This is a genomic window from Maribacter aquivivus, from assembly GCF_900142175.1.
GTDB lineage: Bacteria > Bacteroidota > Bacteroidia > Flavobacteriales > Flavobacteriaceae > Maribacter > Maribacter aquivivus.
In genome coordinates, this window is sequence record NZ_FQZX01000001.1 from 409,303 (window position 1) to 433,996 (window position 24,694).

The 24,694-nt window shown below is 36.2% G+C and carries 19 protein-coding genes; 9 read left to right on the top strand and 10 right to left on the bottom strand.

The window, feature by feature from the left end:
• Positions 1–38: 38 nt before the first annotated feature.
• The 7 genes from aqpZ (at position 39) to BUC31_RS01745 (ending at position 6,191) form a co-directional block, all read left to right on the top strand.
• Positions 39–731: an aquaporin Z gene (gene aqpZ / locus BUC31_RS01720; protein WP_073240680.1), complete on the top strand. Its 693-nt coding sequence runs from the start codon at positions 39–41 to the stop codon at positions 729–731.
• A gap of 101 nt (positions 732–832) precedes the next feature.
• Complete coding sequence (locus BUC31_RS01725) at positions 833–2,149, top strand: gluconate:H+ symporter (protein WP_073240682.1); 1,317 nt, start codon at positions 833–835, stop codon at positions 2,147–2,149.
• A gap of 17 nt (positions 2,150–2,166) precedes the next feature.
• Positions 2,167–2,628: a RidA family protein gene (locus BUC31_RS01730; RefSeq protein WP_084134924.1), complete on the top strand. Its 462-nt coding sequence runs from the start codon at positions 2,167–2,169 to the stop codon at positions 2,626–2,628.
• 5 nt (positions 2,629–2,633) lie between these two features.
• Positions 2,634–3,746 carry a D-TA family PLP-dependent enzyme gene (locus tag BUC31_RS01735; RefSeq protein WP_073240685.1) on the top strand — a complete coding sequence of 371 codons (1,113 nt, stop codon included), beginning with the start codon at positions 2,634–2,636 and terminating at the stop codon, positions 3,744–3,746.
• Between the two features lie 2 nt (positions 3,747–3,748).
• A complete protein-coding gene (locus BUC31_RS01740) occupies positions 3,749–4,813 on the top strand; it encodes a dipeptidase (protein WP_073240687.1) in 1,065 nt (354 codons plus the stop codon).
• Between the two features lie 441 nt (positions 4,814–5,254).
• Positions 5,255–5,422, top strand: a complete 168-nt coding sequence (locus tag BUC31_RS20225; RefSeq protein WP_170861916.1) for a hypothetical protein — start codon at positions 5,255–5,257, stop codon at positions 5,420–5,422.
• A 115-nt stretch (positions 5,423–5,537) separates the two neighbouring features.
• On the top strand, positions 5,538–6,191 hold the full coding sequence (locus tag BUC31_RS01745) for a hypothetical protein (protein ID WP_073243693.1): 654 nt from the start codon (positions 5,538–5,540) through the stop codon (positions 6,189–6,191).
• Between the two features lie 29 nt (positions 6,192–6,220).
• Here the strand turns inward: BUC31_RS01745 and BUC31_RS01750 are convergent, their stop codons facing one another.
• Positions 6,221–8,398 carry an acylase gene (locus tag BUC31_RS01750; protein ID WP_073240689.1) on the bottom strand — a complete coding sequence of 726 codons (2,178 nt, stop codon included), beginning with the start codon at positions 8,396–8,398 and terminating at the stop codon, positions 6,221–6,223.
• 47 nt (positions 8,399–8,445) lie between these two features.
• Positions 8,446–9,492, bottom strand: coding sequence for a TPM domain-containing protein (locus BUC31_RS01755; RefSeq protein ID WP_073240691.1), 1,047 nt, complete (start codon positions 9,490–9,492; stop codon positions 8,446–8,448).
• A gap of 164 nt (positions 9,493–9,656) precedes the next feature.
• Between BUC31_RS01755 and BUC31_RS01760 the strand changes: the two genes are divergently transcribed.
• Complete coding sequence (locus tag BUC31_RS01760) at positions 9,657–11,396, top strand: ABC transporter ATP-binding protein (protein ID WP_073240693.1); 1,740 nt, start codon at positions 9,657–9,659, stop codon at positions 11,394–11,396.
• Between the two features lie 209 nt (positions 11,397–11,605).
• Here the strand turns inward: BUC31_RS01760 and BUC31_RS01765 are convergent, their stop codons facing one another.
• The 4 genes from BUC31_RS01765 to BUC31_RS01780 form a co-directional block, all read right to left on the bottom strand.
• Positions 11,606–11,938, bottom strand: a complete 333-nt coding sequence (locus BUC31_RS01765) for a 2Fe-2S iron-sulfur cluster-binding family protein (protein WP_073240695.1) — start codon at positions 11,936–11,938, stop codon at positions 11,606–11,608.
• 247 nt (positions 11,939–12,185) lie between these two features.
• The gene (locus BUC31_RS01770) at positions 12,186–13,244 is read right to left on the bottom strand and encodes an NAD(P)/FAD-dependent oxidoreductase (RefSeq protein ID WP_073240696.1); all 1,059 of its coding nucleotides are present in this window, start codon (positions 13,242–13,244) and stop codon (positions 12,186–12,188) included.
• 72 nt (positions 13,245–13,316) lie between these two features.
• Positions 13,317–13,559 (bottom strand): NifU family protein, encoded by a 243-nt coding sequence (locus BUC31_RS01775; RefSeq protein ID WP_027065918.1) that lies wholly within the window; start codon positions 13,557–13,559, stop codon positions 13,317–13,319.
• A gap of 2 nt (positions 13,560–13,561) precedes the next feature.
• Entirely contained in the window at positions 13,562–14,704 is a 1,143-nt protein-coding gene (locus BUC31_RS01780; protein WP_073240698.1) for an Mrp/NBP35 family ATP-binding protein, read from the bottom strand.
• Positions 14,705–14,897: 193 nt separating this feature from the next.
• Here BUC31_RS01780 and BUC31_RS01785 point away from each other — a divergent pair, with 193 nt between their 5' ends.
• Positions 14,898–16,571 carry an amidase gene (locus tag BUC31_RS01785; RefSeq protein ID WP_073240700.1) on the top strand — a complete coding sequence of 558 codons (1,674 nt, stop codon included), beginning with the start codon at positions 14,898–14,900 and terminating at the stop codon, positions 16,569–16,571.
• A gap of 197 nt (positions 16,572–16,768) precedes the next feature.
• On the opposite strand, the gene BUC31_RS01790 is transcribed toward BUC31_RS01785, so the two are convergent.
• The 4 genes from BUC31_RS01790 to BUC31_RS01805 are packed head-to-tail and all read right to left on the bottom strand — an operon-like array spanning position 16,769 to position 24,678.
• Entirely contained in the window at positions 16,769–17,434 is a 666-nt protein-coding gene (locus tag BUC31_RS01790; RefSeq protein WP_073240702.1) for an ABC transporter ATP-binding protein, read from the bottom strand.
• A 45-nt stretch (positions 17,435–17,479) separates the two neighbouring features.
• The gene (locus BUC31_RS01795; protein ID WP_073240704.1) at positions 17,480–19,864 is read right to left on the bottom strand and encodes an ABC transporter permease; all 2,385 of its coding nucleotides are present in this window, start codon (positions 19,862–19,864) and stop codon (positions 17,480–17,482) included.
• A 10-nt stretch (positions 19,865–19,874) separates the two neighbouring features.
• Entirely contained in the window at positions 19,875–22,292 is a 2,418-nt protein-coding gene (locus BUC31_RS01800; RefSeq protein WP_073240706.1) for an ABC transporter permease, read from the bottom strand.
• A 25-nt stretch (positions 22,293–22,317) separates the two neighbouring features.
• A complete protein-coding gene (locus BUC31_RS01805) occupies positions 22,318–24,678 on the bottom strand; it encodes an ABC transporter permease (RefSeq protein WP_073240708.1) in 2,361 nt (786 codons plus the stop codon).
• Positions 24,679–24,694 lie beyond the last annotated feature (16 nt).

Consider the following 24,694-nt stretch of genomic DNA (forward strand, 5'->3'; position numbering starts at 1 on the left):
GGTTTCTTAATAAATACAATCAATTAAACCTTATTAAAATGAAAAAATTTATTGCAGAATTTATCGGCACATTATGGCTGGTATTAGGTGGTTGCGGTAGTGCCGTACTTGCCGCAGGTTATCCAGAATTAGGTATTGGCTTTGCAGGTGTCGCTTTAGCCTTTGGTTTAACCGTAGTTACAATGGCATACGCCATAGGCCATATTTCTGGCTGTCATTTAAACCCAGCCGTAACAATTGGTGTTTGGGTAGGTGGTCGCTTTGAAGGCAAGGACGTTTTACCATATATAGTTGCTCAGGTAATGGGCGGTATTGCTGGTGCAGCCATACTTTTTCTTATAGCTTCGGGTAAATCGGATTTCGTTTTAGGCGGATTTGCATCTAACGGTTTCGGAGAACATTCACCTGGAGGATACAGTATGACTTCTGCTTTAATCATAGAAGTAGCTATGACGTTTATGTTCTTATTTGTTATTTTAGGTTCTACCTATACAAAAGCACCAAGAGGTTTTGCTGGTTTGGCAATCGGTCTTTGTCTTACACTAATACACTTAATAAGTATACCTGTAACGAATACATCGGTAAACCCTGCACGTAGTACAAGTCAGGCTTTATTCGCTGGTGGTTGGGCTATAGACCAACTTTGGTTATTTTGGTTAGCACCTATCGTTGGAGCAGTTTTAGCAGGAATAGTTTACAAAGCTATTTCGCCAGAAATTACTGATAAATAATAACTATTTTTTAGTTCAAGCTCATCATATTTAGTTTAAATATGATGAGCTTTTTTTTTATGGTATATTTAGAGAATCAACTAAACTAACTCTATTAAAATATGCCTTTATTTATTGTTATTCTAGGAATTCTACTCCTATTTCTTCTCATTGCCAAATTCAAACTTAATGCCTTTATCACTTTTATCATCGTCTCTTTATTCGTTGGTATTGCTGAAGGTATGGAACCCATTAGCGTGGTCAATTCCATTCAAAAAGGTATTGGTAATATTTTAGGTTTTCTTGTTATTATTTTAGGCCTAGGCGCTATGCTAGGTAAGTTGGTTGCCGATAGTGGCGCAGCACAACGCATTACCACAAAATTGGTAGAGAAATTCGGGAAAAAGAACATTCAATGGGCGGTTGTATTGACCGGATTCATTGTTGGTATACCCATGTTTTATTCTGTAGGTTTTGTAATTCTAGTTCCTCTAGTTTTCACTATTGCAGCAGCTACAGGTCTACCTCTTTTATATGTAGGCTTACCAATGCTAGCTTCTTTATCGGTAACACACGGCTATTTACCTCCACACCCAGCACCCACAGCGCTTGCGTCTATGTTTAATGCTGATATTGGTAAAACTTTATTATACGGAATCATAGTTGCTATACCAGCAATTATTGTTGCAGGACCATTACTATCAAGAACATTAAAAGGTATTAACGCAACACCCCTTAAAGAATTTCTAAATCCTGTTGTTTTAAAGGAAGATGAAATGCCAAGTATGGCAAATAGTATTATCAGTGCACTTTTACCTGTAATTCTAATTGCTGTTGCTGCGTTGGCTCAACTTTTACTGCCTGCAGATTTCTTTCTTACCAAGATTTTAGTTTTTATGGGCAACCCAGCTATTGCAATGCTTATTGCCGTCTTAGTTGCCATTTACACTTTAGGTTTAGGTCAAGGAAAAAGTATGAAAGAGGTCATGGACTCTGTTGGTAGTGCCATTACGGGTATAACTATGGTTCTCCTTATTATTGCTGGCTCTGGCGCATTAAAACAAGTATTAATAGATAGCGGCGTAAGCGAATATATTGGTGGAATATTAGAGCAATCATCAATCTCTCCATTAATATTAGCTTGGTTGATTGCTACCATTATACGTGTTTGTGTTGGATCTGCAACCGTAGCTGGTTTAACCGCTGCCGGTATTGTGCTACCACTTGTTCAGGGTACAGGGGCTAGTCCTGAATTAATGGTTTTGGCAATAGGTTCTGGTAGTTTAATGCTTTCTCATGTTAATGATAGCGGATTCTGGTTATTTAAAGAGTACTTTAATCTATCAGTAAAAGATACTTTAAAAAGCTGGACCGTGATGGAAACAACCGTTGGCGTTATGGGACTTATTGGTGTTCTTGTTATAAATACATTTATTTAAAATTAAATAATTTGCAAATGAAACCTTCTGAAAGAATTAAAGAATTAGGCTTGGTTTTACCACCCGCGCCACCTCCTGCAGGTTTGTACAAACCTGTTTTAGTCGTTGACCATTTTTTATATATTTCTGGTCAAGGACCTATGCAAAATGACGGTTCATTGATTGTAGGTAGAGCCGGTCACGATATGACTATGGAAGAGGCTAAAATCGCCGCTAGGCAAGTTGCCCTTACCATGCTTTCTACGATACAAACACATTTTGGAGATATTGATAGAATTAAAAGAATTGTAAAAACTTTGGGAATGGTGAATTCCACTCCTGATTTTGGTCAACAACCTTTGGTCATTAACGGTTTTAGCGAATTAATGGCAGATATTTTCGGACCCGATAATGGGGTTGGTGTTCGTAGCGCTGTTGGTATGATTTTACCTGGCGGAATTCCTGTGGAGATTGAAGCTCACTTTGAACTACATCATTAACAATTATGGCAAACGAAAATTGGTATTCAATACATCATCATGAGAAAGTAATTTCACCATCTTTATTGGTTTATCCTGATAGGGTTCAGCATAATATCGATTTGATGATTTCTATGATTGGCGATTTAAATAGGCTACGTCCGCATGTAAAAACATATAAAAATGCCAACATCATAAAGATGCAGATGGCAAAGGGAATACAAAAATTCAAATGCGCTACTATTGCTGAAGCTGAACTACTTGGTGACTGCAATGCCGTTGACGTATTATTAGCGATGCAACCCGTTGGTGCTAATGCACAGCGTTTTATAGAGTTGATAAAAAAATACCCCAATACTAAGTTTTCAACCCTTCTAGATAATTCTAAAACCCTAAATATAATCAGTGAATTAGCCTCAACTGATAACACTAAAATTTCACTTTGGGTAGATATTAATAATGGTATGAACAGAACGGGCATTATACCCGATCAAGATGCTCTAGAATTGTATACTCAATTACATGAGAATCCAAATTTAATTGCCGAAGGTTTACATGTATATGACGGTCATCTCCGTAATTCAGATCCTACAATACGAGAGCAAGAATGTAATACCGCTTTCGAAGCGGTAATTGAATTGAAGAAAAGTATTGAAAACCATAAAATTCCTAGTCCAAAAATAGTGGCCGGTGGCTCCCCTACTTTTCCGTTTCATTGTAAACGTACAGATGTTGATGCCAGCCCCGGAACAACACTTCTTTGGGATTCCGGTTATGGAAACTTATTTCCAGAAATGGACTTTTTACCAGCTGCAGTGCTATTTACAAGAATTATAAGCAAACCAACAACAGGTATTCTATGTTTTGACCTAGGTCATAAATCGGTTGCACCTGAAATGCCTTTTCCGCGAATTGAATTTTTAGACTTAAAACATAGTAAACAAATTAGCCAGTCAGAAGAACATTTAGTGGTAGAGTATGATGATTTAACCATACCAGAGGTTGGTGATGCTCATTACGCCATACCTAGACATATTTGCCCAACTGTGGCAAAATACGACACCCTAACTATTGTAAAAGATAATACTGTTATCGATTACTGGCCAGTAACTGCCAGAACTCAAAAATCTACCATTTAATCATGTTTATATTCGACGCCCATTTAGACCTTTCAATGAATGCAATGGACTGGAATCGCGACCTTACTTGGTCTATTGAAGAAATTAGAAAAAGTGAACAAGGTTTAACCGATAAGCCTGGTCGTGGTAACAATACCGTTTCTTTAGAAGCGATGAGAAAAGGAAATGTTGGACTCTGTATGGCGACACAAATTGCTCGTTATGTGCATAAAGACAATTCCCTACCGGGATGGAAATCTCCGCAACAGGCATGGGCACATACACAAGGACAACTTGCATGGTACAAAAGCATGGAAGATGCTGGTGAAATGATTCAAATCACAAACAAAACCCAACTTGATGCCCATTTAGCCCTTTGGAAAACGGACGAAGAAAAAAAGCCTATTGGCTATTTACTTAGTCTTGAAGGTGCAGATTCTATCGTTGATATCTCATACCTTCAGAAAGCATATGATTCAGGTTTAAGAGCTATTGGTCCGGCGCATTATGGTCCGGGTACTTATGCTCACGGAACAAATTCAGTAGGCGGAATCGGAACTAAAGGAAGAGAGCTACTAAAAGAAATTCAACGACTGGGAATTATTCTTGATGTAACTCATTTATGCGACCTTAGTTTTTGGGAAACGATGGTTAATTATGACGGACCACTTTGGGCGAGCCATAATAATTGCAGAGCATTAGTAAATCATCCCAGACAATTTACCGACGAGCAGTTGAAAGAAATCATAGATAGAAAAGGGGTTATCGGTGTTGTTCTTGATGCTTGGATGATGATACCAACTTGGGAAAGAGGTGTTTCTACTCCGCAATCTGCAAACGTAAGTCTACAGCAGATACTAGATAATATTGACCATATTTGCCAATTAGCAGGTAACGCCAATCATGTTGGTATTGGTTCTGATCTAGATGGCGGTTTTGGTAAAGAACAAGGTCCCGCAGATGTCGATACTATTGCTGATTTACAGAAAATAATAGGGTTGTTAGAAGATAGAGGTTATGCGCAACTAGATATTGAGAAAATTATGAATGGAAATTTCATTAACTTTCTAAGACGAAATTTAAAATAGTTTAGTGAAGAAGATTTTTACATATGTAGTATCTCTATGTCTTTTAATCGGACTTACAGCACAGTACTGCACTCTTAATTATCGACATACTAAGCGTGCTAATTTTGAGATTTCTTTATACGCTCCTTCTCAACATGTTCAGCATTCAGAAAACAATGCTTCGACGTATGAAATTGAAAGTCATCTACTTATCTCTTCTATTGCTGACGTTATTATTTCTTTTATCATTTTATCTAAAAACTACGGCAATCAAATAAATCAAATCATAAGCGTTCAAAATGATACCCTTTTAGCATACCAATCTTCCATAAACAACGCTGTTTTTCTATGTAAAACAATTACTTCTAAATATCAAAGAATCGCATAATAGAACATAGCTTCTTAAGCTATTTCAAGGTGTACTCATATGATAACTAGTATTCACCATTTATCATCACTATTATGTATTTCAAAAAAATAAACAAAGCCTTTCTTTGGTTAAAAAGAAAGGTAATACTTCTCATTGCCGCATTTATGGTAGGTATATCAAATGTTATATATCAAGAAGAAAAAATGATTAACGGCAATTTTATCAAAACTGAACAAAAACAAGAAGAAGATTCTGATTAAGTCCGTCAGAACAATCATTTCAACGAATTATAGTTCAATCGACAGTTTTTTAACGAAGCCTTAAGTACCCATGGCAGGGTATTTGTTATCTTTATTTCATCATATTAAAGATTCGATGAGAAAACTTTCTTTTCTTTTTATTATTTTATTCTCTTTTGCTGCGATTAAGGTGTCTGCTCAAACAGATTTACCTACATCAAAACCGCTTAAGATTGATAAGGTTAATCCTATTAATTCTAGCGGCACTCCAAATAAGGGATCTGTTCTGAATATGCCTAATTTAATTAAAGAACAACCTAGTGTAGATATGACAGCTCCTAATCCTGTAAAAATGTTACGCGATGAAGAACTTGTACAAGCTGGCACAGGTATGAAAATTGACCCACGTATTGGTCCCGGTGAACGATTAGGTGGTTCTGGTCAATACTTTGCCGACCAATATTTAGGTGATGTAAAAAGTAGTGGAAAATTCATAGGCATAGTCTGCAGAGATCATGAATATGTAGATGGCGATCGTGTAAAAATATACATGAATGATATGGTTGTTGAACAGAACCTTCTGTTAACAGGAGCTTTTAAAGGAATTAATGTTGATCTACAAGACGGATTTAATCGTTTAGATTTTGAAGCTCTTAATCACGGATCATCTGCACCGAACACTGCACAGGTAGATGTGTACAATGATAAAGGGGAATTAATCTATTCTAATAAATGGCTTTTATCCGCAGGTTCTAAGGCAACGTTGATTGTTACTAAAGAATCTATGTAAAACTGTTCTGCATTAATTCACCTTTAAAATTATCGCTTACCAGGAACATAAGTTTCTTCCGCCCTTTTCAAAACATCTTCACGATAAAAAGGCACTTCTTTCCAATTTACATTCTTATATCTAATAATTTGGTCATCAAAATGTGGTGAAGCTGGGTCTCCGCTTTGTCCGCCAGCTAACATACTTTTGGCTTTTACGGTATCTCCAAATTCTACTACAGCAACAAAGCTATTACCCCTTGTACCATATATTTTTTTCGCGCCCTCGGTCGTGTATCGAGCTCCATATGCCGCCAATGCACCCCATCTACCAGAAGCAAACCCTATAGGAATACTTGGTTTAGAATCATCAAAATGTTGTTTTATATCTCCTGTAATTCTTTGATATCTATTTACCTCTCCCCAAGGTATTTTCCAAGTCACAAAATCTGCCGTTAGTTGATCTATTACTTCCTCAAATATCTTTAAAGATTCTTCTGTATGTGTGCCAAAATAGGTCATACGTTCCATATCACTCATATTCTCAGGGTGTTTGGCGTTACTACCCATTGCAGTACCATAGAAATGTGCCAAAGTCATGGCTACCTGATCTTCACCAGTTGTGTAATCCCATTCTTCTAAAATCTTAATTGGCTCTCTTAATTTCGGGTTCTTATCATCATGAGAATTATATTCTTTCACCAAACCAGGAATCAATGCTTTAAATGCTGGTAAATATGGGTCGTGAGCTAATTGAATTAAACTATCTACAGTATATCCTTTTCTATTCGTTAATAACTCAATCGCGTGTACTCCCCTGAAATTTTCTTGATCTTTAGACATGTAATTTGGATAGTCTTCTTTCTTAGGACCGAATTCTAAAGCTGATGTATACGGCGTAGAATTACAGTTTTGTATCCAGCCATTTTCTGGATTTAATACCAAAATATTTTCATCGACCGAGTGCAAGCCTTGCCAATCTGTTTTAGGGTTACTGCCGTCAACCGGTTCTGTATAATCAAATTGAACGTCGCGTTTAGGAACGTAATTTCCATGAAAATAAGCGATGTTTCCTTCCGCATCTGCATACACGGTATTGTTACTTGAATTGGTACGGATATCCATCATTTCGCGAAAACCTTTATATCCGCTTTGCTTGGAACGTATAAAGGACTGCTCTAATGCTTTTACCGGTTCCCACATCATGGCAGATGCTGTCCATTGCCCTTCGGCAACATGAGTTATTGGTCCGTGGTGAGTTCTATATGCCGGATACTTTTTCTCTTTCAGCTTTTTACCATCAAGATATTTCAACACTATCTCAGATGATTGTACCGGTCGCAATTCTTCTCCGTATTGATAAAACAAATTATCATCGTTCTTAACAATCGTTTCTTTAAATTCATCCATAACATCAGTATATGTTGATGTATGCATCCATCCAGTTTTTTCATTGAATCCTTGGTAAACGAAAAACTGCCCCCAAGTTACCGCACCATACGCATTTAAACCTTCCTCCGAAACCACATGAACTTCTCCCCTAAAGTAAAATGAAGTGTGCGGATTTATCAATAACAACGGATTGCCAAATTGGGTCAATTTCCCAGAAATAGCAATTCCGTTAGAGCCTTGTGGTTCTTCTACTTCCTTCTCCTTCTTCAATTGTATTGCTTCCATTTCTGGTAACTCCATATTGCTATCATAAAAAGCAGCTATCTTTTTTGTTGAAATACGCTCAATATCACCCCCAATAGACCCTTCACTAAAGTACATCGGCATCCACGGCTCAAAATGTGTTAGTAATCTTGGTTTTACTTTTGGGTGCGTGTATAAATAGTAATTAACCCCATCGGCAAAGGCATCACATAATTCTTTTAACCAAGCGGGACTTTTCTCATAATTAGCTTTGGCCTCTTCTTCGCTCATAAACAATTTTGCACGCAAATCGCTATACAAAGCTTCTTCACCATCTACTTCTGCCAACCTACCTGTTGCCCGTATATAATTTTGCTCCACACGATTAAAATCATCTTCGCATTGGGCATACAACAACCCAAACACTGCATCGGCATCGGTTTTACCATAAATATGAGGAACTCCAAAATCGTCTCTTATTATTTCAACATTCGCAGCTTGGGCTTCCCATTTTTCTATTTCACCCTTCTCTGGTTTATTAGTCTTACATGATAAAACCAATACAAATGCCAACAAATAAATAATTCTGCTCATAGCTACTATTTTAATAAATTCTTGAGATGCATAAATGTACTTGAATTTTACCAACTTCCGCTTGCTCCTCCACCGCCAGAACTTCCTCCGCCGCCAGAAAATGAACTTGAGCTACCACCAGAAGAGCTACTGCCCGAACCGAAAGAATGTGTGCCTGAAGAGGAAAACGTTTTACGATAGTAAGTTTTATCATTCTTTACCCAAGAAATGCTCAAATCTTCTTTACCAGAAATCTTAAGTTTTATAAATGCTATTATTGCGGCAATACCAAAAAATGGAAGAAGTAACCACAGTATAAGAGTGGGTTTATCAAAAATAAAAGCTGCAGCTTGGGAATTGTACATGTAAATACTGTAGCCTATAATTAAAGGAACAATTATAAACACCAAACCGAAAACACTTGAAAAGGATCCTGCCAAAAGCATAAACACCCCAGGCAACACCCCTAATTTACCCATGAAAACTCCCCTAAAGACCTCGATAACATTGACATAGCTTTTAAGAAAGAAAAAACCACCAACCCCTATAAATATCGAGAAAAATATACCAAGAAATATATTCATGTATAGCTTCTCCTTAGAATCTTCGACGGCAATCTCTTTTTTAAACTCCTCTAGTGCTTCTGGATTATTTAAAAATTCTATGAGCTGATTACTAGCCTCATTAATACCCGTAAAATATGCCTCCTCTTTAAAATTAGGAATCATCGTATTTCTTATAATTCTCGAGGCAACGGCATCTGTAATGTACGGTTCTAATCCAGATCCTACCTCTATTCTAACTTCTCTATCTAATTCTGAGAATAAAATTAATAGCCCATTATCTTTACCCTCCTGACCGATTCCGTTTTGATTGAATAATGCATTTGCATAGGTTTCAATGGTATCATACCCTAATTCTTCAATCGTTACTACCACCAACTGATTTGTAGTTTTCTCTTCTAATTCAACTAATCGTTGATTTAATTCTAGTACTTGACTAGATGTGAAAATACCAGCACTATCGGTTACAAAATCTCGTAACTCATAATATGGCTTTTGTGCATTCACATAAAAGGTGACTAACAGAAAAAAGAAAAAGGTTTTTTTGAGCATCGGTGGGCAATCAAGATACTCAAATATAAAAACCTTTATCGACACAAATAGTGATTATCAAAACCTATTCTAGATTCGGTAAAACTTTAGAATTGAAGTAACTTGCAACTTGTTGTCTTTTAGTCTCGACTTCGCTCGACAAGACAGTGGAAAATTAAACACATATGGCAGAAAAAAAAGTAAGTATCCTAACCGCATTTAAAACTATTATATGGCCACGTAGAAAACTGGTTTTACTAGGTTTATTACTCATTATAATTAGTAAAGCAGCAAGTTTTGTTGCTCCGGTATCGCTTCGCTATTTTTTAGATGATATTGTTCCCAATAAAGATTATGATTCATTGAAGCTTCTTGTAGCTGTTGTAATTTTTGCATTCTTGGTGCAGTCAGTTATGTCATTTCTACTAACAAAAGTGCTTAGTATACAGGCACAATATATGATTTCTGAACTGCGATCTCAAGTACAGAAACAAGTTCTTTCACTTCCCATTCGCTTTTTTGACAATACTAAATCTGGCTCTTTAGTTTCTAGAATTATGAGTGATGTTGAGGGTGTACGAAACCTAATAGGCACCGGACTTGTTCAGCTTGTTGGTGGAACAATTACTGCCGTAGTGTCCCTAATTCTGTTATTGAGAATTAGCCCTACAATGACATTATTAACCTTTGTCCCACTTATTCTTTTTGCGGTAATAGCATTAAAAGCTTTTAAAATAATAAGACCTGTTTTTAGAGAACGAGGTAAAATAAATGCGGAAGTAAAAGGTAGACTTACCGAAACTCTTGGAGGTATACGTGTAATTAAAGGATTTAATGCAGAAGAACAAGAAAGCAAGGTTTTTGAAGAGGGGGTAGATAAATTATACCAAAATGTAAAGAAGAGTTTAACAGCTACGGCATTTATGACCAGTGCTTCTACTTTCTTATTAGGACTAGCGACAACAGGAATTATGATGGGCTTTGGAGGCTATAAAATGATGCAAGGTGAATTAACCACTGGTCAGTATTTTGAGTTTACTTTTCTTCTTGCCCTAATGGTAGCACCAATTGTTCAAATGAGTAATATAGGTAGCCAATTAACGGAAGCTTTAGCCGGTTTAGATCGTACTGAAGAGTTAATGAACAAGGTTTCTGAATCTGATGAAAAAGATAGAACCATTACACTTTCTAATATTAAAGGGGATATGGTTTTTAATGATGTTTCCTTCGCCTACGAAGAAGACAAAGATGTTTTGCACAACATCAGTTTTGAAGCAAAATCTGGCGATGTTATAGCACTTGTTGGTAGTTCTGGCTCAGGAAAATCTACAATTGCCGGTCTGGCAGCTAGTTTTTTGAATCCTGATTCGGGGGAGATTACCATTGATGGCACCGATTTATCTAAAGTTGACCTCACCAGTTTTAGACAGTACTTGGGTGTTGTTTTACAAGACGATTTTCTATTTGAAGGCACTATTAGAGAAAACATCCTTTTTCCTAGACCAGGTGCTTCTGAAGAAGAATTACAAGCTGCAATTAAAGCAGCATACGTTGATGAATTTACAGATAGATTTGAAGAAGGACTTAATACTGTTATTGGAGAACGCGGCGTAAAATTATCTGGCGGACAACGACAACGTATTGCTATTGCACGTGCGGTTTTAGCAAACCCTAGAATATTAATATTAGATGAAGCAACTTCAAATTTAGATACTGAAAGTGAAGCATTGATTCAGAAAAGTTTGGCTGAATTGACCAAAGGAAGAACCACTTTTGTAATTGCCCACCGTTTAAGTACCATTAGAAAAGCGAATCAAATCTTAGTAATTGAAAACGGACGCATTGCCGAACAAGGAACTCACGAAGAACTAATTCTTAAAGAAGGTAGATACCATAACTTGTTTACGTATCAGGCTAGGATATAACTTGGCTGTTGGCTGTTGGCTGTTGGCTGTTGGCTGTTGGCTGTTGGCTGTTGGCTGTTGGCTGTTGGCTGTTGGCTGTTGGCTGTTGGCTGTTGGCTGTTGGAAAATAAAAATTTATTTTCTATTATAAGGCTATCACCAGCTTTTAAAATCAGTTAAGCAGATTGCTTCATCAATTTCGATTATATCTCGCTTCCTCGTAATGACGTTTAAAGCTCTTCAGGTGCAAGCTCTACTTCTAGTCCGTCCATATCTTCAGTGATATGTAATTGACAGCCTAGACGTGAATTATCTTTTACGTTGAAAGCTTCAGATAACATAGCTTCTTCATCATCACCCATTTCTGGAAGTTCAGTATCTGACAATACATAACATTGACATGAAGCACACATAGCCATACCTCCACAAATACCAATTGTACCTTCTGGCGCTAATTCGTATGAACGAACTACTTCCATAAGGTTCATGTTCATGTCTGTTGGGGCATCAATTTCATGAGATACTCCGTCACGGTCTATTATTGTAATTTTTATATCAGTCATTAATAGGATTTAGTAGTTAGGGTTTAGTTAATTCACTAAATTAGTACGTAAAATTTTCTAGAAATTTCATTTGATTTTTCAATTAACTCAACTGTTTTTCTTATAAATAATTCACGCTTCAAGTTTAAAGATTTTTTAAAAACTAAAACTCCTAAATCTTGTGATTTTTACCACACCTTTAAATCTTCTAAAAGCTGATTCGTCATCACACTAAATAACAATTTTACTAAAAAACTTATTCACTAAACTATTCAATCGCTTTCACTACGGCTTTTGGCGCTTCTTTTTTAGTCCCGTCAAAACCGCTTACACCACCTACGGTTGTGTATTTCATCACATACTTTTTATCTGGATGAATTTTTTGAAAAGCACTTTGGCACATTAGCGTTGCTTCGTGGAAACCACAAAGAATCAACTTTAATTTACCGGGATAGGTATTTACATCGCCAATGGCATAAATTCCAGGAATGTTTGTTTGATAATCGAATGTATCTACTTTGATCGCATTTTTTTCGATTTCTAATCCCCAATCTCCAATCGGTCCAAGTTTTGGTGAGAGTCCGAATAAAGGAATAAAATCATCTACCTCTAAAATTATCTCTTCTTTTGCATCAGATATTTTTCGGATTAAAACAGACTCTAATTTAGTGTCTCCGTTTAAACCAATTATCTCTGCAGGTGTAATTAAATTTAATTTTCCTTTATCCTTTAGTTCTTGAACTTTTTCAACAGAATCCAAGGCTCCTCTAAATTCATTTCTTCTATGTACCAAAATCACCTGCGATGCTACATCTGCCAAGAAAATACTCCAATCTAAAGCAGAATCACCACCACCTGCAATAATTACTTTTTTATCGCGATACACCTCAGGATCTTTAATCATATAGGCAACACCGTTGTCTTCAAATTTTGACAAATTTTCTAACAATGGTTTTCTAGGCTCAAAACTTCCCAAACCTCCAGCAATAGCAACTACTGGTGCATGGTGTTCCGTTCCTTTATTAGTAGTCACCACAAAAGTACCGTCTTCTAATTTTTTGATAGTCTCAGCGCGTTCACCCAGAGTAAACCCTGGTTGAAAAGATTTAATCTGTTCCATTAAATTATCTACCAAATCACCCGCCAATACCTCTGGAAAACCAGGGATATCATAAATAGGTTTTTTAGGATAGATTTCTGAACATTGCCCGCCTGCCTGTGGCAAGGCATCAATTAAATGGCATTTTAGTTTTAGGAGTCCTGCTTCAAAAACGGCAAAAAGACCCGTAGGTCCTGCGCCAATTATCAATATATCGGTCTTAATCATTACTTCAATTCTTTGTAATACCTTTCAAAATTATCAATCTGTGGTCTTAAAAATTATGACAATTATCAGAATTTAAGCTTCTATATTAATTACTTCTTGTATCTGGGGAGCATATTTTTTTATAGTCATTTCAACACCACTTTTCAGTGTCATTTGATTTACACTACAACCAACACAAGCTCCTTCTAATCTAACTTTAACAGAAGATTCATCATCAATAGATATCAACGTAATGTCACCACCATCGCTTTGTAAAAAAGGTCTGATTTCTTCTAGTGCTTTTTCAACATTCAATTTTAGTTCAGCTGATGTCATATCTATTTTTTATTAACTGGCGAGCAACCCGCCATTGTTGTAATCTTTATAGCTTCTGTAGGTGGCATTGTCTTATTTCTAGCAACAACCTCACTAACAACTTTTTTAGTCAATTCTTCAAAAGCTTTCTCTACTGGAGTTCCTTCTTGCAAGGCTGCCGGCCTACCAACATCACCTGCTTCTCGTATACTTTGTACCAATGGCATTTCACCAAGGAAAGGTACCTGTAAATCTTCTGCAAGATGCTTGGCTCCTTCTTTACCGAAAATATAGTATTTATTCTCTGGTAACTCTGCTGGTGTAAAGTAGGCCATATTCTCTACAATTCCCAATACTGGTACATTTATAGAGTCTTGCTGAAACATCGCCACCCCTTTTCTAGCATCTGCCAAAGCAACTTCTTGAGGTGTACTTACTACAACCGCTCCCGTAATTGGTAAAGATTGCATAATACTTAAATGAATATCTCCAGTGCCCGGCGGTAAATCAATTAGCATAAAATCTAAATCTCCCCAGTGTGCATCAAAAATCATTTGGTTCAATGCTTTAGATGCCATAGGTCCTCTCCATATTACCGCTTGGTCTCTTTGTGTAAAAAAACCAATTGATAATAATTTAACGCCATAACTTTCTACTGGCTTCATTTTAGATTTTCCATCTATATTCACCGCAAGTGGTTTGTCATTTGCCACATCGAACATTATTGGCATTGACGGTCCATAAATATCAGCATCTAAAAGTCCAACTTTAAAGCCCATTTTAGCCAAAGTCACAGCAAGGTTAGCGGTAACGGTAGATTTACCTACCCCTCCTTTACCAGAAGCAACAGCAATAATATTGGTAATACCAGGAATTGGTTTCCCCTTTATCTCGTTCGTCTTTGGTTTTGCAGCTGGTGCATCAACTTTAACGTTTATTTTAATTTTTGCCTTTTCGTAAACCTCTTTGTGTATGATTTTTAAAATCTCCACTTCGGTCTTTTTACGTGCCTGTAAACTTGGATTTGTAATGGTAATATCAACTTCAACCTCATCACCAAAAATCTGAATATTGGTAACAGCTCCGCTTTCTACCATGTTCTGACCTTCCCCAGGAACCGTAATGTGTTCCAAAGCTTTTAAGATGTCCTTTTTATCTATCTTCATTATATAAATTCATTCTAAACAACAAAGATAATCCTTAGTTATTAGATTAGGAAGCTAGCGTATTGAAAATGAATATGCCATTATAAATAGAACCTCTTATTAGTATATATTCATTTCTAGATTATTTATGATTTTGAAGTCAAAAGAAACTATCTAAAAACTGTAAATTAGAATCTTCTTTAAAATTCAACCCATGTACCAGCCTGTAAAAAGAACTCCGCTTCTATTAACTTTCGTATTTATTATTCTAATAGCTACTGCTTGCTCCAGCTCTAAAAATGAATTCTCCAAAAAGGATGTAAAGCAATCACAGAAACTAATAGGTTTAGACTTTGACAAAAAATATATAGATACACTTTATCCATATTTAAAAAGAAATAAAGAAGGATATGATACTTTAAGAAAATACACTTTAGATAACGATGTAATACCTGCTGTTCGGTTTGACCCATTACCTTTAAACTTCACCCCGAAAGAACAAGCTGGGTTTCCTGAATGGGAGATTCCAAATGATGTGCAGTTACCTAATAAAGAGGCAGACCTTGCGTTTTATTCGATACCTCAACTGGCATCGTTAATCAAAAGCAAAAAAATAAGTTCTCTAGAATTGACCGAATTCTTTATAGGTCGATTAAAAAAATACAATCCTATTTTAGAATGTACCATTACCATTACCGAAGAAATGGCTATTGAGCAAGCTAAAAAAATGGATGCCGAACTGGATGCCGGAAACTACCGCGGAATTCTACATGGTATTCCTTACGGAGTAAAAGACCTAATGGCAGTGGAAGGCTACAAAACCACATGGGGCGCAGAACCCTACCGTAATCAACAAATTGAAATGACCGCTAGTGTGGTTCAAAAATTACAAGATGCAGGCGGAGTGTTGGTGGCAAAACTAGTGTCTGGTTCATTAGCTCGTGGTGATGTTTGGTTCGATGGAAAAACAAAAAACCCATGGGATACTACACAAGGTGCCTCTGGATCATCTGCAGGGTCTGGATCGGCAACATCAGCTGGTTTGGTTCCTTATGCGTTAGGTACCGAAACATTAGGCTCTATTTTATCGCCAAGTACAAGAAACGGAATTACAGGTTTACGACCTACATACGGCAGAGTTAGCAGACACGGAGTGATGAGTTTAAGCTGGTCTATGGACAAAGTTGGACCAATGGCAAGAAGCGCTGAAGATTGCGCTATTGTGTATAGTGTAATTGCAGGAAAAGACCCTAAAGACGGAATGACAACTAATTACCCTGACGGATTTGATCCTACTAAAGATTACAAATCGCTCAAAGTAGCCTATTTAAAAAGTGACATAGAAAAAGATTCTTCGGATAGCAAAGCGAATCTGGATAAGGCAATTGAAACTTTTAAGAAAATGGGACTTACACTTAACGAAGTGGAATTACCTAAAGACGTGCCCTACAACAGTTTTGACGTAATATTAAGAGCAGAAGCGGGAGCATTTTTTGACGATATGGTTCGTGCCGAAGAAGTGGATAAAATGGTAGAGCAAACTCAACGTTCTAGAGCAAATTCTTTACGTCAAGCACGTTTTATTCCTGCGGTAGAATACATACAAGCAAACAGACAACGACAAGTGCTCATTGAAAAAATGCAGGCTATCATGAAAGATTATGATGTTCTTATTTCACCAAGCTCTGGTAATAGGTTATCAATTACAACGAATCTAACCGGTCACCCAGCTATTTCAATCCCTACTGGATTAGATGAAAAGAAACACCTAACAAGTGTTACTCTTGTCTCTAATTTATATGATGAAGCAAGTATTCTTTTATTAGCTAAAGCTTTTCAAGACCAAACCGAATTTGACGAAATGCATCCTGAAGGTTATACGGATTAGTGGTTGTTAGAATACTGCATTTTTTTTCAGGTGGGAACTATTTGTTTTCAAAAGGTTCGCGACAGTTCTCCTGAGCTTAGCCGAAGTACACCCATTATTCAATAAAAAATTGAATAATGGGAACACGAACTGACATTCGAAAATAAATTCTAACCTATAAGTTTTCAACTACGCTCGAAATAACATTCCGTAGAAATTTAAATCTTTCTACCATCTAAAAGGTTGATAATTCTTGAACCGTACTCCGCATTTTTCTCCGAATGCGTTACTTGAATAATCGTAACTCCGTCCTCTTCATTTAGCTTCTTGAAAAGCTCCATAATTTCTTCGCTTTGCTGTGAGTTAAGATTTCCGGTCGGTTCATCTGCCAATATCAATTTTGGCTTACCAATCAATGCACGGGCTACGCCCACTAATTGCTGTTGACCACCACTTAACTGTGTTGGGAATAAATCTTTTTTACCGACAATATTGAATCTATCTAGCATATCAGCTACCAAAGCCTTGCGTTCAGAGCTTTTTATCTTTTTGTACAACAATGGCATTTCTAGATTTTCTTCCACCGTTAAATCATCTAACAAATGATATGATTGAAATACAAAGCCGATATACTCTTTATACAAATTAGAGCGATATTTTTCTTTTAGGGTATGAACAGATTCGCTCAAGAAACCATATTCTCCTTCATCAAAAGTATCTAACATACCAATAACATTTAGTAATGTAGACTTCCCTGAACCCGAAGGACCCATAATGGAAATAAATTCCCCTTCTTCTACTTCTAGATTAACATCTTTCAACAAGAATACGCGCTGACCGCCTTGTTGTACCCACTTGAAAATATTTTTTAATTGTAATAACATGTTTTATATAGTGTGTTAGTTGGTTGTTGATTAATGTCTTGATTATTACTCTGTTCGTAAACTTTTTACCGGGTTGGCCATCGCTGATTTTATCGCCTGTATGCCTAATGTAAATGCCGTTATGAAGAAGGCAATACTTCCCGCCAAAGCAAACATCCACCATTGAATGGAAATACTATAGGCAAAGCTACCCAGCCAAGCACTCATCATATACCATGCAATTGGAAAAGCAATTAAAGCTCCAATACCTACCAAGATTATATAATCCTTTGAAAGCAACACGACTATTTTTAGTACCCCAGCACCCAAAACCTTACGTATACCAATTTCTTTAATTCTTCTTTTTGCCATAAATGAAATAAGACCGAACATGCCCAAACAAGATATAAATATGGTTAGCAATGCAACCACGTTTACTGTTTTTAGCATTCCATCAATTAATCGATATTGTCCACTTACTTTATCACTTAAATCACCTTGGGCATAATTTTTTCTGGAATCTATTTTAGCAAAAGCAGCCGCTATTATGTTCTTAATTTCCTTTTCCTTTCCATCAACTACCCGGACCGTTATGTAGCGATGTTTGGCTAAACTCTCTTCATCTCTATAATAATGTACCAGAGGTTCTACCGCATTTTGTAAATCCTGATAATGAAAATCTTTCATTACCCCAACAATAGGGTTGCCTATGAAATCGCTGTTTTTATATTTCAATCGTTTTCCCTCTATTGTTGTCCAACCAAAAGCTTCCATGGCACTACGATTAATAATAACAGGCGTTTCTTCTCCATTGTCAATATCACTGTCAAAATCTCTTCCTTCTACCAGCGGAATCTGTAGTGTTTTAAGGTAACCATCATCTGTATACGACCTTCTAAAACGAACATCTGACTCTGTATTTGGGTCATAAAATGTGGTATAATTGAAATAATAATCTGAAGGAACTGACTGGCTCGTACTAACATGGGCTACATACGGATTGGCTTCTAAATCATTTAACAGCGCTTTAAAACTAGAGTTGGCAGCATCCATATTCTTATAATCAAGGTCTATGTTACCCACAATTACATGATCACGCTCAAATCCCAAGTCTGCCTTTTTCATGAACCCAATCTGACTGTTTAAAATGATTGCAATACAGATAAAAAGTATGGCTATAGAAAATTGAAGGATGATAAATGAATTACGTAAAATAAAACTTCCTTTAGCACTATCTATTTTTCCTTTGATACCTTGTGAAACCGGTAAAGAAACAAACCTTATTGTAGGTAATATGCCCACCACCAATGTCACCAAAATACCTAAGGCAATCGCCCCTAAAATTACTGGATAATCATTTTTAAGGCTAAAATTAATCTCACCAAAATCTGCCCCGAAAACATCATTCATTTTCGGTAATAAGAATCCGAAGAAAAGTACACTAGAAATAAGTATGGAAAACAATACCAAAATTCCATTTTCAAGGCAAAACTGGGTAATTACCCCTTTACTATTACCTCCCAATATTTTGCGAACTGCAATGTCTTTTGTTCTCCGAAACATAGTAGAGGTATTTAAGTTCAGAAGATTTACTAGCACTAAAAGCAATACAAAAAAAGAAGTGGCGATGTTACCTGCAATAATTATTTCGACCACAGGTATAGAATCCATTCTAACTTCTGAGTGCGGCATAACCTCCATTCTTGAAATTACAGAAGGATCCGCATAATTCTCCTGAACCAATTTGTCTACCTTCTTTTCAAATAACGCAATATCTGTTTCTGGATTTAGCTTTAAGAATATTGGTGAAAAACTATTGTTCCAATTGGTCTGTTGTTTAAATATAGGATTGTCCTTTAAAAGTGTATTTGGCAATAAGACACCTAATCTAAAAGAAGAATACGGACTTATAGGTTCTAACACCCCCGTAATGGTAAGGTTTAATGTATCTGCCGCTTTTAGGCTTTTACCTACTGGGTTTTCTTCTCCGAAAAACTGCTTGCTTACCTTATCGGTCAAGACAATAGAATACTTTTCTTTAAATGCAGTATTATGGTTTCCATATTTTAGAGGTAGTCCAAAAACCTTAAAAAATTCTGAATCGGCATAAGTTGTTGTATTTTGAAATTCCTTATCCCCAGCTTCTAACCATACATCTCCCCAACCATGCAGGTGCGTACCGGCTTTTAATTCTGGCGAGGTACTCTTTATTTTATCCAACAAAGGGTATACTACTTCATTGTAATCATTACCATCATTTAAATGTGTCTTTAAGTAATAGATATGTTCTTGCTCTGGAATCATGGAATCTGCTACATAATAGGCATACACAGAAAACATGAGCGTTAATACACTACCAATACCTATACTTAAGCCCAAAAGGTTAAGAAAGGAAAGCGTTCTATTTTTCCACAGATTACGAAAAGATAATTTTAGATGGTTTAATAACATGGTTCGTTTTTTAGTCTGTGCGTAAACTTTTTACGGGGTTTGCCGCTGCCGCTTTCATGGTTCTTGCACCAACAGTCACTAGTGCTATTAAAGCTGCTAATAGTCCCGCACCTATAAAAAACCATATACTTAATGGCACTCTAAATGCATATTCTTCTAGCCATTTATCTAAAGCATACCATGCTATAGGTGTTCCTATTATAAATGCTATACCCACCAATTTTAAAAAGTCTTTGGTTAACAAAACGGTAATTGATGATGTGCTTGCACCTATTACTTTACGTACACCTATTTCTTTTGTACGTTGTGCAACTACCAATAACGACATGGCAAAAAGACCTATACAACTAAGCACTATACCCAAAATGGAACCACTTGTAATAATAGTTGCCATGGTTTTTTCCCTTCTAAAAGTTCTGTCTATATTTTCATCTAAGAAAGAACCTAGAAATTCAGCATTTGGCTCTACTCTTTGCCAAGCACTTTTTATAGCATCAAAAGATTTTGCCATGTCTTCTGGGGCAACTTTTACATATGCATAATACAGTTCATAATCTCTATCTAGAAAAAAGGTAAGCGGCTCTATACTTTTGCTTATATCTTGATGGTTATAATCCTTTAATACCCCAATTACATTATAAGCCACAGAATCTTCATCAAAATATACTCTAGTTGATAATGGATTATTTACTTCATTAAGTTCTCTAACCATTGCCTCGTTAATGACCATACTTAAACTATCTGCACTATATTCTTTACTGAACATACGCCCTTCTAACAGTTGCAAGTCTAATGTCTTTGCGTAATCATAATCTACCGTAAGTACATTGCTATGAACTATTCTGCCCTTGTATTCAAACCCTAATATACTTTTTGATAAACTTCCGTCTTTTCCTCGTCCCAAATTATTATCTGATCCGCTAACCGCTAAAATGTTCCCATTTCCTTGCAGCTCATTTCGCAATAATTCAATAACACGATAGCTGTCTTTCTTTCCATTTAAGGGGATTGATACTACTTGTTCTTTATTGAATCCAAGGTTCTTATTTCGCATAAACTGAATTTGACCTTGAAAGACCAACGTTCCGGTAATCAGCACAATTGCTATTACAAATTGTACGACTATAAGTGCGTTTCTAACTCCGTTTTTTCCTAATTCCCATTTTCCTTTTAGTGCATTTAAGGTATTTAACTTACTTAAAAGTAATGCCGGGTAACCACCCGTTATCAAAGTGACCAATAATATCCCCACTAGGAAACTACCAAGAATGGTTGGTGTCAATAAATTTGCGAAAGTAGCATCGGTATTGAACAAGGTTTTGTAAGGGTCAATCAACAGATTTGCCAATACTAGAGCTAAAGCAATTGCTATTACAAATACCATTATACTTTCTAGCCAAAATTGACCGAACAGCTGTCCTTTTACCGCGCCTAGGGTTTTTCTCATTCCTATTTCCTTTAAGCGTTTTTCGCCCAAGGCAATGTTCATATTTACAAAATTAGCGCAGGCAATGAAAATAATTAGAAAGGCAATTCCTAAAACCATATACGGGAAAGTCCTTTTTACATTTAATACACCAGAATTAAAATTCGCAAAGCGCTTATCAGTGTAAGGCAGTAAACCTAACTGAGCATAATTACCATTAACATCTGGTTGCGCACCATCACGTTTCATGTTTTCCATTTGACCCTCATTATGCAGTAAGGTAAACTCAACTGTGCTTTTTTCGAATTGAGATTTGGTAACACCATCTTCTAACTGCAAATAGACCGGGTGGTTACGAGCATCCCATACATCTATATTCTCTTTATATTCTGAGTGGCTATCAAAAGGGATGGCTATATCAAAACTAACACTGCTGTTATCTGGTATACTTTTAAGAATTCCTGAAACTGTAAACGGTTTTTCTTCTTTACCTATTAGCACTCGCACTATTTTGCCAATTCCGTCCGTAGTACCAAACAACTTTTTTGCCGCTTCTTCCGTAATTGCTACTGAGTTCTGATTCTGCATTGGTTTGTTGGAATCTCCCATAACGGTTGGAAAACTAAAAATGGAAAAATAATCAGCATCAACAAATTCAGCATCCAAGTTAAAATCGTTATCTCCATAAGAAACTAGTGCATTCTCACTCAATGCTCTTGCTATATTTTTTATACCTGGCACTTCTTCCTTTAAAGCAGGTGCAAAAGGAATTGGGTTTGCTGTAGATAAATCAGAACCTTTAGGAGTTTGATTAGAATAGTACACTTGAAAAACAGAACCTTTATTTTCATGGAATTGATCATAAGACAGTTCAAATAAAGCCGTCATAGTCAATAATAACGCTATTGCGAATGCTAAGGTTAAACCAACAATATTAGCCGCTGTAAAAACTTTGTTCTTTAATAGATTTCTCCAAGCTATTTTTAGATAATTCTTAAACATGATTGATTATTTTTTGATTGATGGTTTATTCTGATCTTAAACTTTTTACAGGGTTTGCCCTTGCTGCTTTTATTGCTTGAAAACTTACCGTTACCAATGCTATTACTAACGTAAGACCACCGGCAATTGCAAATACCCACACTGAAATGGATATTCTAAAATCGAATTCTTCTAACCAATTAGACATATAATAACAAGCAATAGGAATTGCAATTAGAATAGATATAGCTACCAGTTTTAGAAAATCTTTAGATAGAAGCGTCACTATTGTAGTAACCGAAGCACCCAATACTTTTCGAATACCTACCTCTTTAATTCTATTCTCTGCCATATAACTCGCCAAACCAAACAAGCCTAGACAAGAGATTAATATTGTTAACAGTGTAAACAGTGTAGCAAGTTTACCTGTTCTTTGCTGATCACTGAATTTTTCTGCATATTCTCCATCCACGAATTCAAAATCAAAAGGATACTCTGGATTGTATTTCTTATATATATTTTCGACGATAGCTAAATTTTCTGAAGTAGAATTTGCCTCGTTCAGTTTCATATGCATTACATTAAACCACCCTTTAGCCCCTTCAATTACCAATGGTTCTATTTTCTGAAATGGCGAATTGAATACAAAGTCTTTTACCACCCCAACAACATGCCATTCTATCCCATTGTCTTTAATAATTTGACCTAAGGGTTCATTGAAACCCATAAGTGAGACAGCTGACTCGTTTAATAATACTGCTGTAGAATCAGTAGGAAATTCTTGCAGATTTAAATCGCGACCAGACAATAGCTCCAAACCCATAGTTTCGGCAACAACATCATCAGCAATTAATCTTAATACAATTGTTTTATCATTTTCCTTTTTTCCGCTCCATTCAAACCCCCAAGTATTACTCCAACTTTCTGTAATAGGCGAACTTGTTTTGGTAATGGAAGACGCCGCTCCAGACTTGAGCAATTCTTTCTTGATCAACTCATAATTCTTATCAATATCACCTTCTAAAAAAGTGTAAATCAAATTATCCTTTGAATAGCCAAGTTGTCTATTTTGAACTTTATCTAATTGTTGGCTTATAATTAGTGTTGACGTAATTAATATTATTGCCACAGAAAATTGGACCACTACCAAAACCTTTCTTGGCGTAATTAGGGTATCTGCTTTATGGAATGTGCCTTTTAGAACTGCCGATGGTTTAAATGCCGATAAGTACAATGCCGGGTAGCTACCTGCCAATAGACCGGTAAATAAAACAATTGCCAACGCTGAAATCCAAAACCACATACTGGTAAAATCCAATTCAAGTTCATGACCTACCAGATCATTAAACGCAGGCAGCACCAATAGCACTAGAAGTATTGAAAAGATTGCGGCAATAGCTGAAATCAGTATAGATTCTCCCAAAAATTGATAAATCAAATGCTTTTTAGGGGCTCCCATTACTTTTCTAACACCAACTTCTTTTGCTCTTTTTTCACTTCTGGCCGTACTTAAGTTCATGAAATTAATACAGGCGATTATTAGAATAATTGCCGCTATGATACCGAACATCTTTATTAAATCTATTCTACCACCAACTTCCTTTCCATTTTCAAATTCATTATACAAATAGGTTCTTGAATATGGATATAAGAGGGTAACCATATCAGAAGAATCTTCATCATAGTTTTCTCTTAAGGTTTTAATTTTAGTCGAAAAATCAGAAAAGTTGACGTCCTTCTTAAGCATTACATAAGTAGCCACAGAGTTATTACCCCAATGGGTATCGTCCCAGCCTATTTGAGTTAAATATGCCCAAGGCACCAAAAATTCAAAGGTAAAATCCGTATTGGTTGGTAAATCTTTTAAAATTCCCGTAACCTTAAATGTGTCTGCATTATCAATTACTACTATTTCCCCAATAGGGTCTTTGTCGCCAAACATCTTTTTAGCGAAAGTCTCTGTAATCACCACTGAATTTACATCACTAAAGACACTGGCAATATCACCTTGTACTAAGGGGAAACTAAAAATGCTCAAGAAATCTGGATCTACAATTGTGCCCGTTGCCTTAATTCGTTTATCATCTACGGAAAATAAAAATGGGGTATCGTAAAAGTATCTAGATATGCGTTCTACTTCTGGGTAATCTTTCTTTATTGCAGGTGCCATTGCTTTAGGCGTGGAGTTCCATGTCCAAATTTCACCCTCAACATCATATTGATTATTAACTTCATAAATACGCTCTTGGTTTTCATGAAATCGGTCAAATCCTAATTCAAAATTTATCCAAAGAATAATTAGGGTAAACACGGTAAGCCCAATGGAAAGACCTGCAATATTTAAAATCGAAAAACCTTTATTCCGAATTAAATTCCTCCATGCTATTTTAAGATAGTTTTTAAACATGATTGATCGTTTTTTG

Coding starts and splice junctions, on each gene's coding strand:
- aqpZ (WP_073240680.1), top strand. CDS start 39: ATGAAAAAATTTATTGCAGAATTTATCGGCACATTATGGCTGGTATTA.
- BUC31_RS01725 (WP_073240682.1), top strand. CDS start 833: ATGCCTTTATTTATTGTTATTCTAGGAATTCTACTCCTATTTCTTCTC.
- BUC31_RS01730 (WP_084134924.1), top strand. CDS start 2,167: ATGAAACCTTCTGAAAGAATTAAAGAATTAGGCTTGGTTTTACCACCC.
- BUC31_RS01735 (WP_073240685.1), top strand. CDS start 2,634: ATGGCAAACGAAAATTGGTATTCAATACATCATCATGAGAAAGTAATT.
- BUC31_RS01740 (WP_073240687.1), top strand. CDS start 3,749: ATGTTTATATTCGACGCCCATTTAGACCTTTCAATGAATGCAATGGAC.
- BUC31_RS20225 (WP_170861916.1), top strand. CDS start 5,255: ATGTATTTCAAAAAAATAAACAAAGCCTTTCTTTGGTTAAAAAGAAAG.
- BUC31_RS01745 (WP_073243693.1), top strand. CDS start 5,538: ATGAGAAAACTTTCTTTTCTTTTTATTATTTTATTCTCTTTTGCTGCG.
- BUC31_RS01750 (WP_073240689.1), bottom strand. CDS start 8,398: ATGAGCAGAATTATTTATTTGTTGGCATTTGTATTGGTTTTATCATGT.
- BUC31_RS01755 (WP_073240691.1), bottom strand. CDS start 9,492: ATGCTCAAAAAAACCTTTTTCTTTTTTCTGTTAGTCACCTTTTATGTG.
- BUC31_RS01760 (WP_073240693.1), top strand. CDS start 9,657: ATGGCAGAAAAAAAAGTAAGTATCCTAACCGCATTTAAAACTATTATA.
- BUC31_RS01765 (WP_073240695.1), bottom strand. CDS start 11,938: ATGACTGATATAAAAATTACAATAATAGACCGTGACGGAGTATCTCAT.
- BUC31_RS01770 (WP_073240696.1), bottom strand. CDS start 13,244: ATGATTAAGACCGATATATTGATAATTGGCGCAGGACCTACGGGTCTT.
- BUC31_RS01775 (WP_027065918.1), bottom strand. CDS start 13,559: ATGACATCAGCTGAACTAAAATTGAATGTTGAAAAAGCACTAGAAGAA.
- BUC31_RS01780 (WP_073240698.1), bottom strand. CDS start 14,704: ATGAAGATAGATAAAAAGGACATCTTAAAAGCTTTGGAACACATTACG.
- BUC31_RS01785 (WP_073240700.1), top strand. CDS start 14,898: ATGTACCAGCCTGTAAAAAGAACTCCGCTTCTATTAACTTTCGTATTT.
- BUC31_RS01790 (WP_073240702.1), bottom strand. CDS start 17,434: ATGTTATTACAATTAAAAAATATTTTCAAGTGGGTACAACAAGGCGGT.
- BUC31_RS01795 (WP_073240704.1), bottom strand. CDS start 19,864: ATGTTATTAAACCATCTAAAATTATCTTTTCGTAATCTGTGGAAAAAT.
- BUC31_RS01800 (WP_073240706.1), bottom strand. CDS start 22,292: ATGTTTAAGAATTATCTAAAAATAGCTTGGAGAAATCTATTAAAGAAC.
- BUC31_RS01805 (WP_073240708.1), bottom strand. CDS start 24,678: ATGTTTAAAAACTATCTTAAAATAGCATGGAGGAATTTAATTCGGAAT.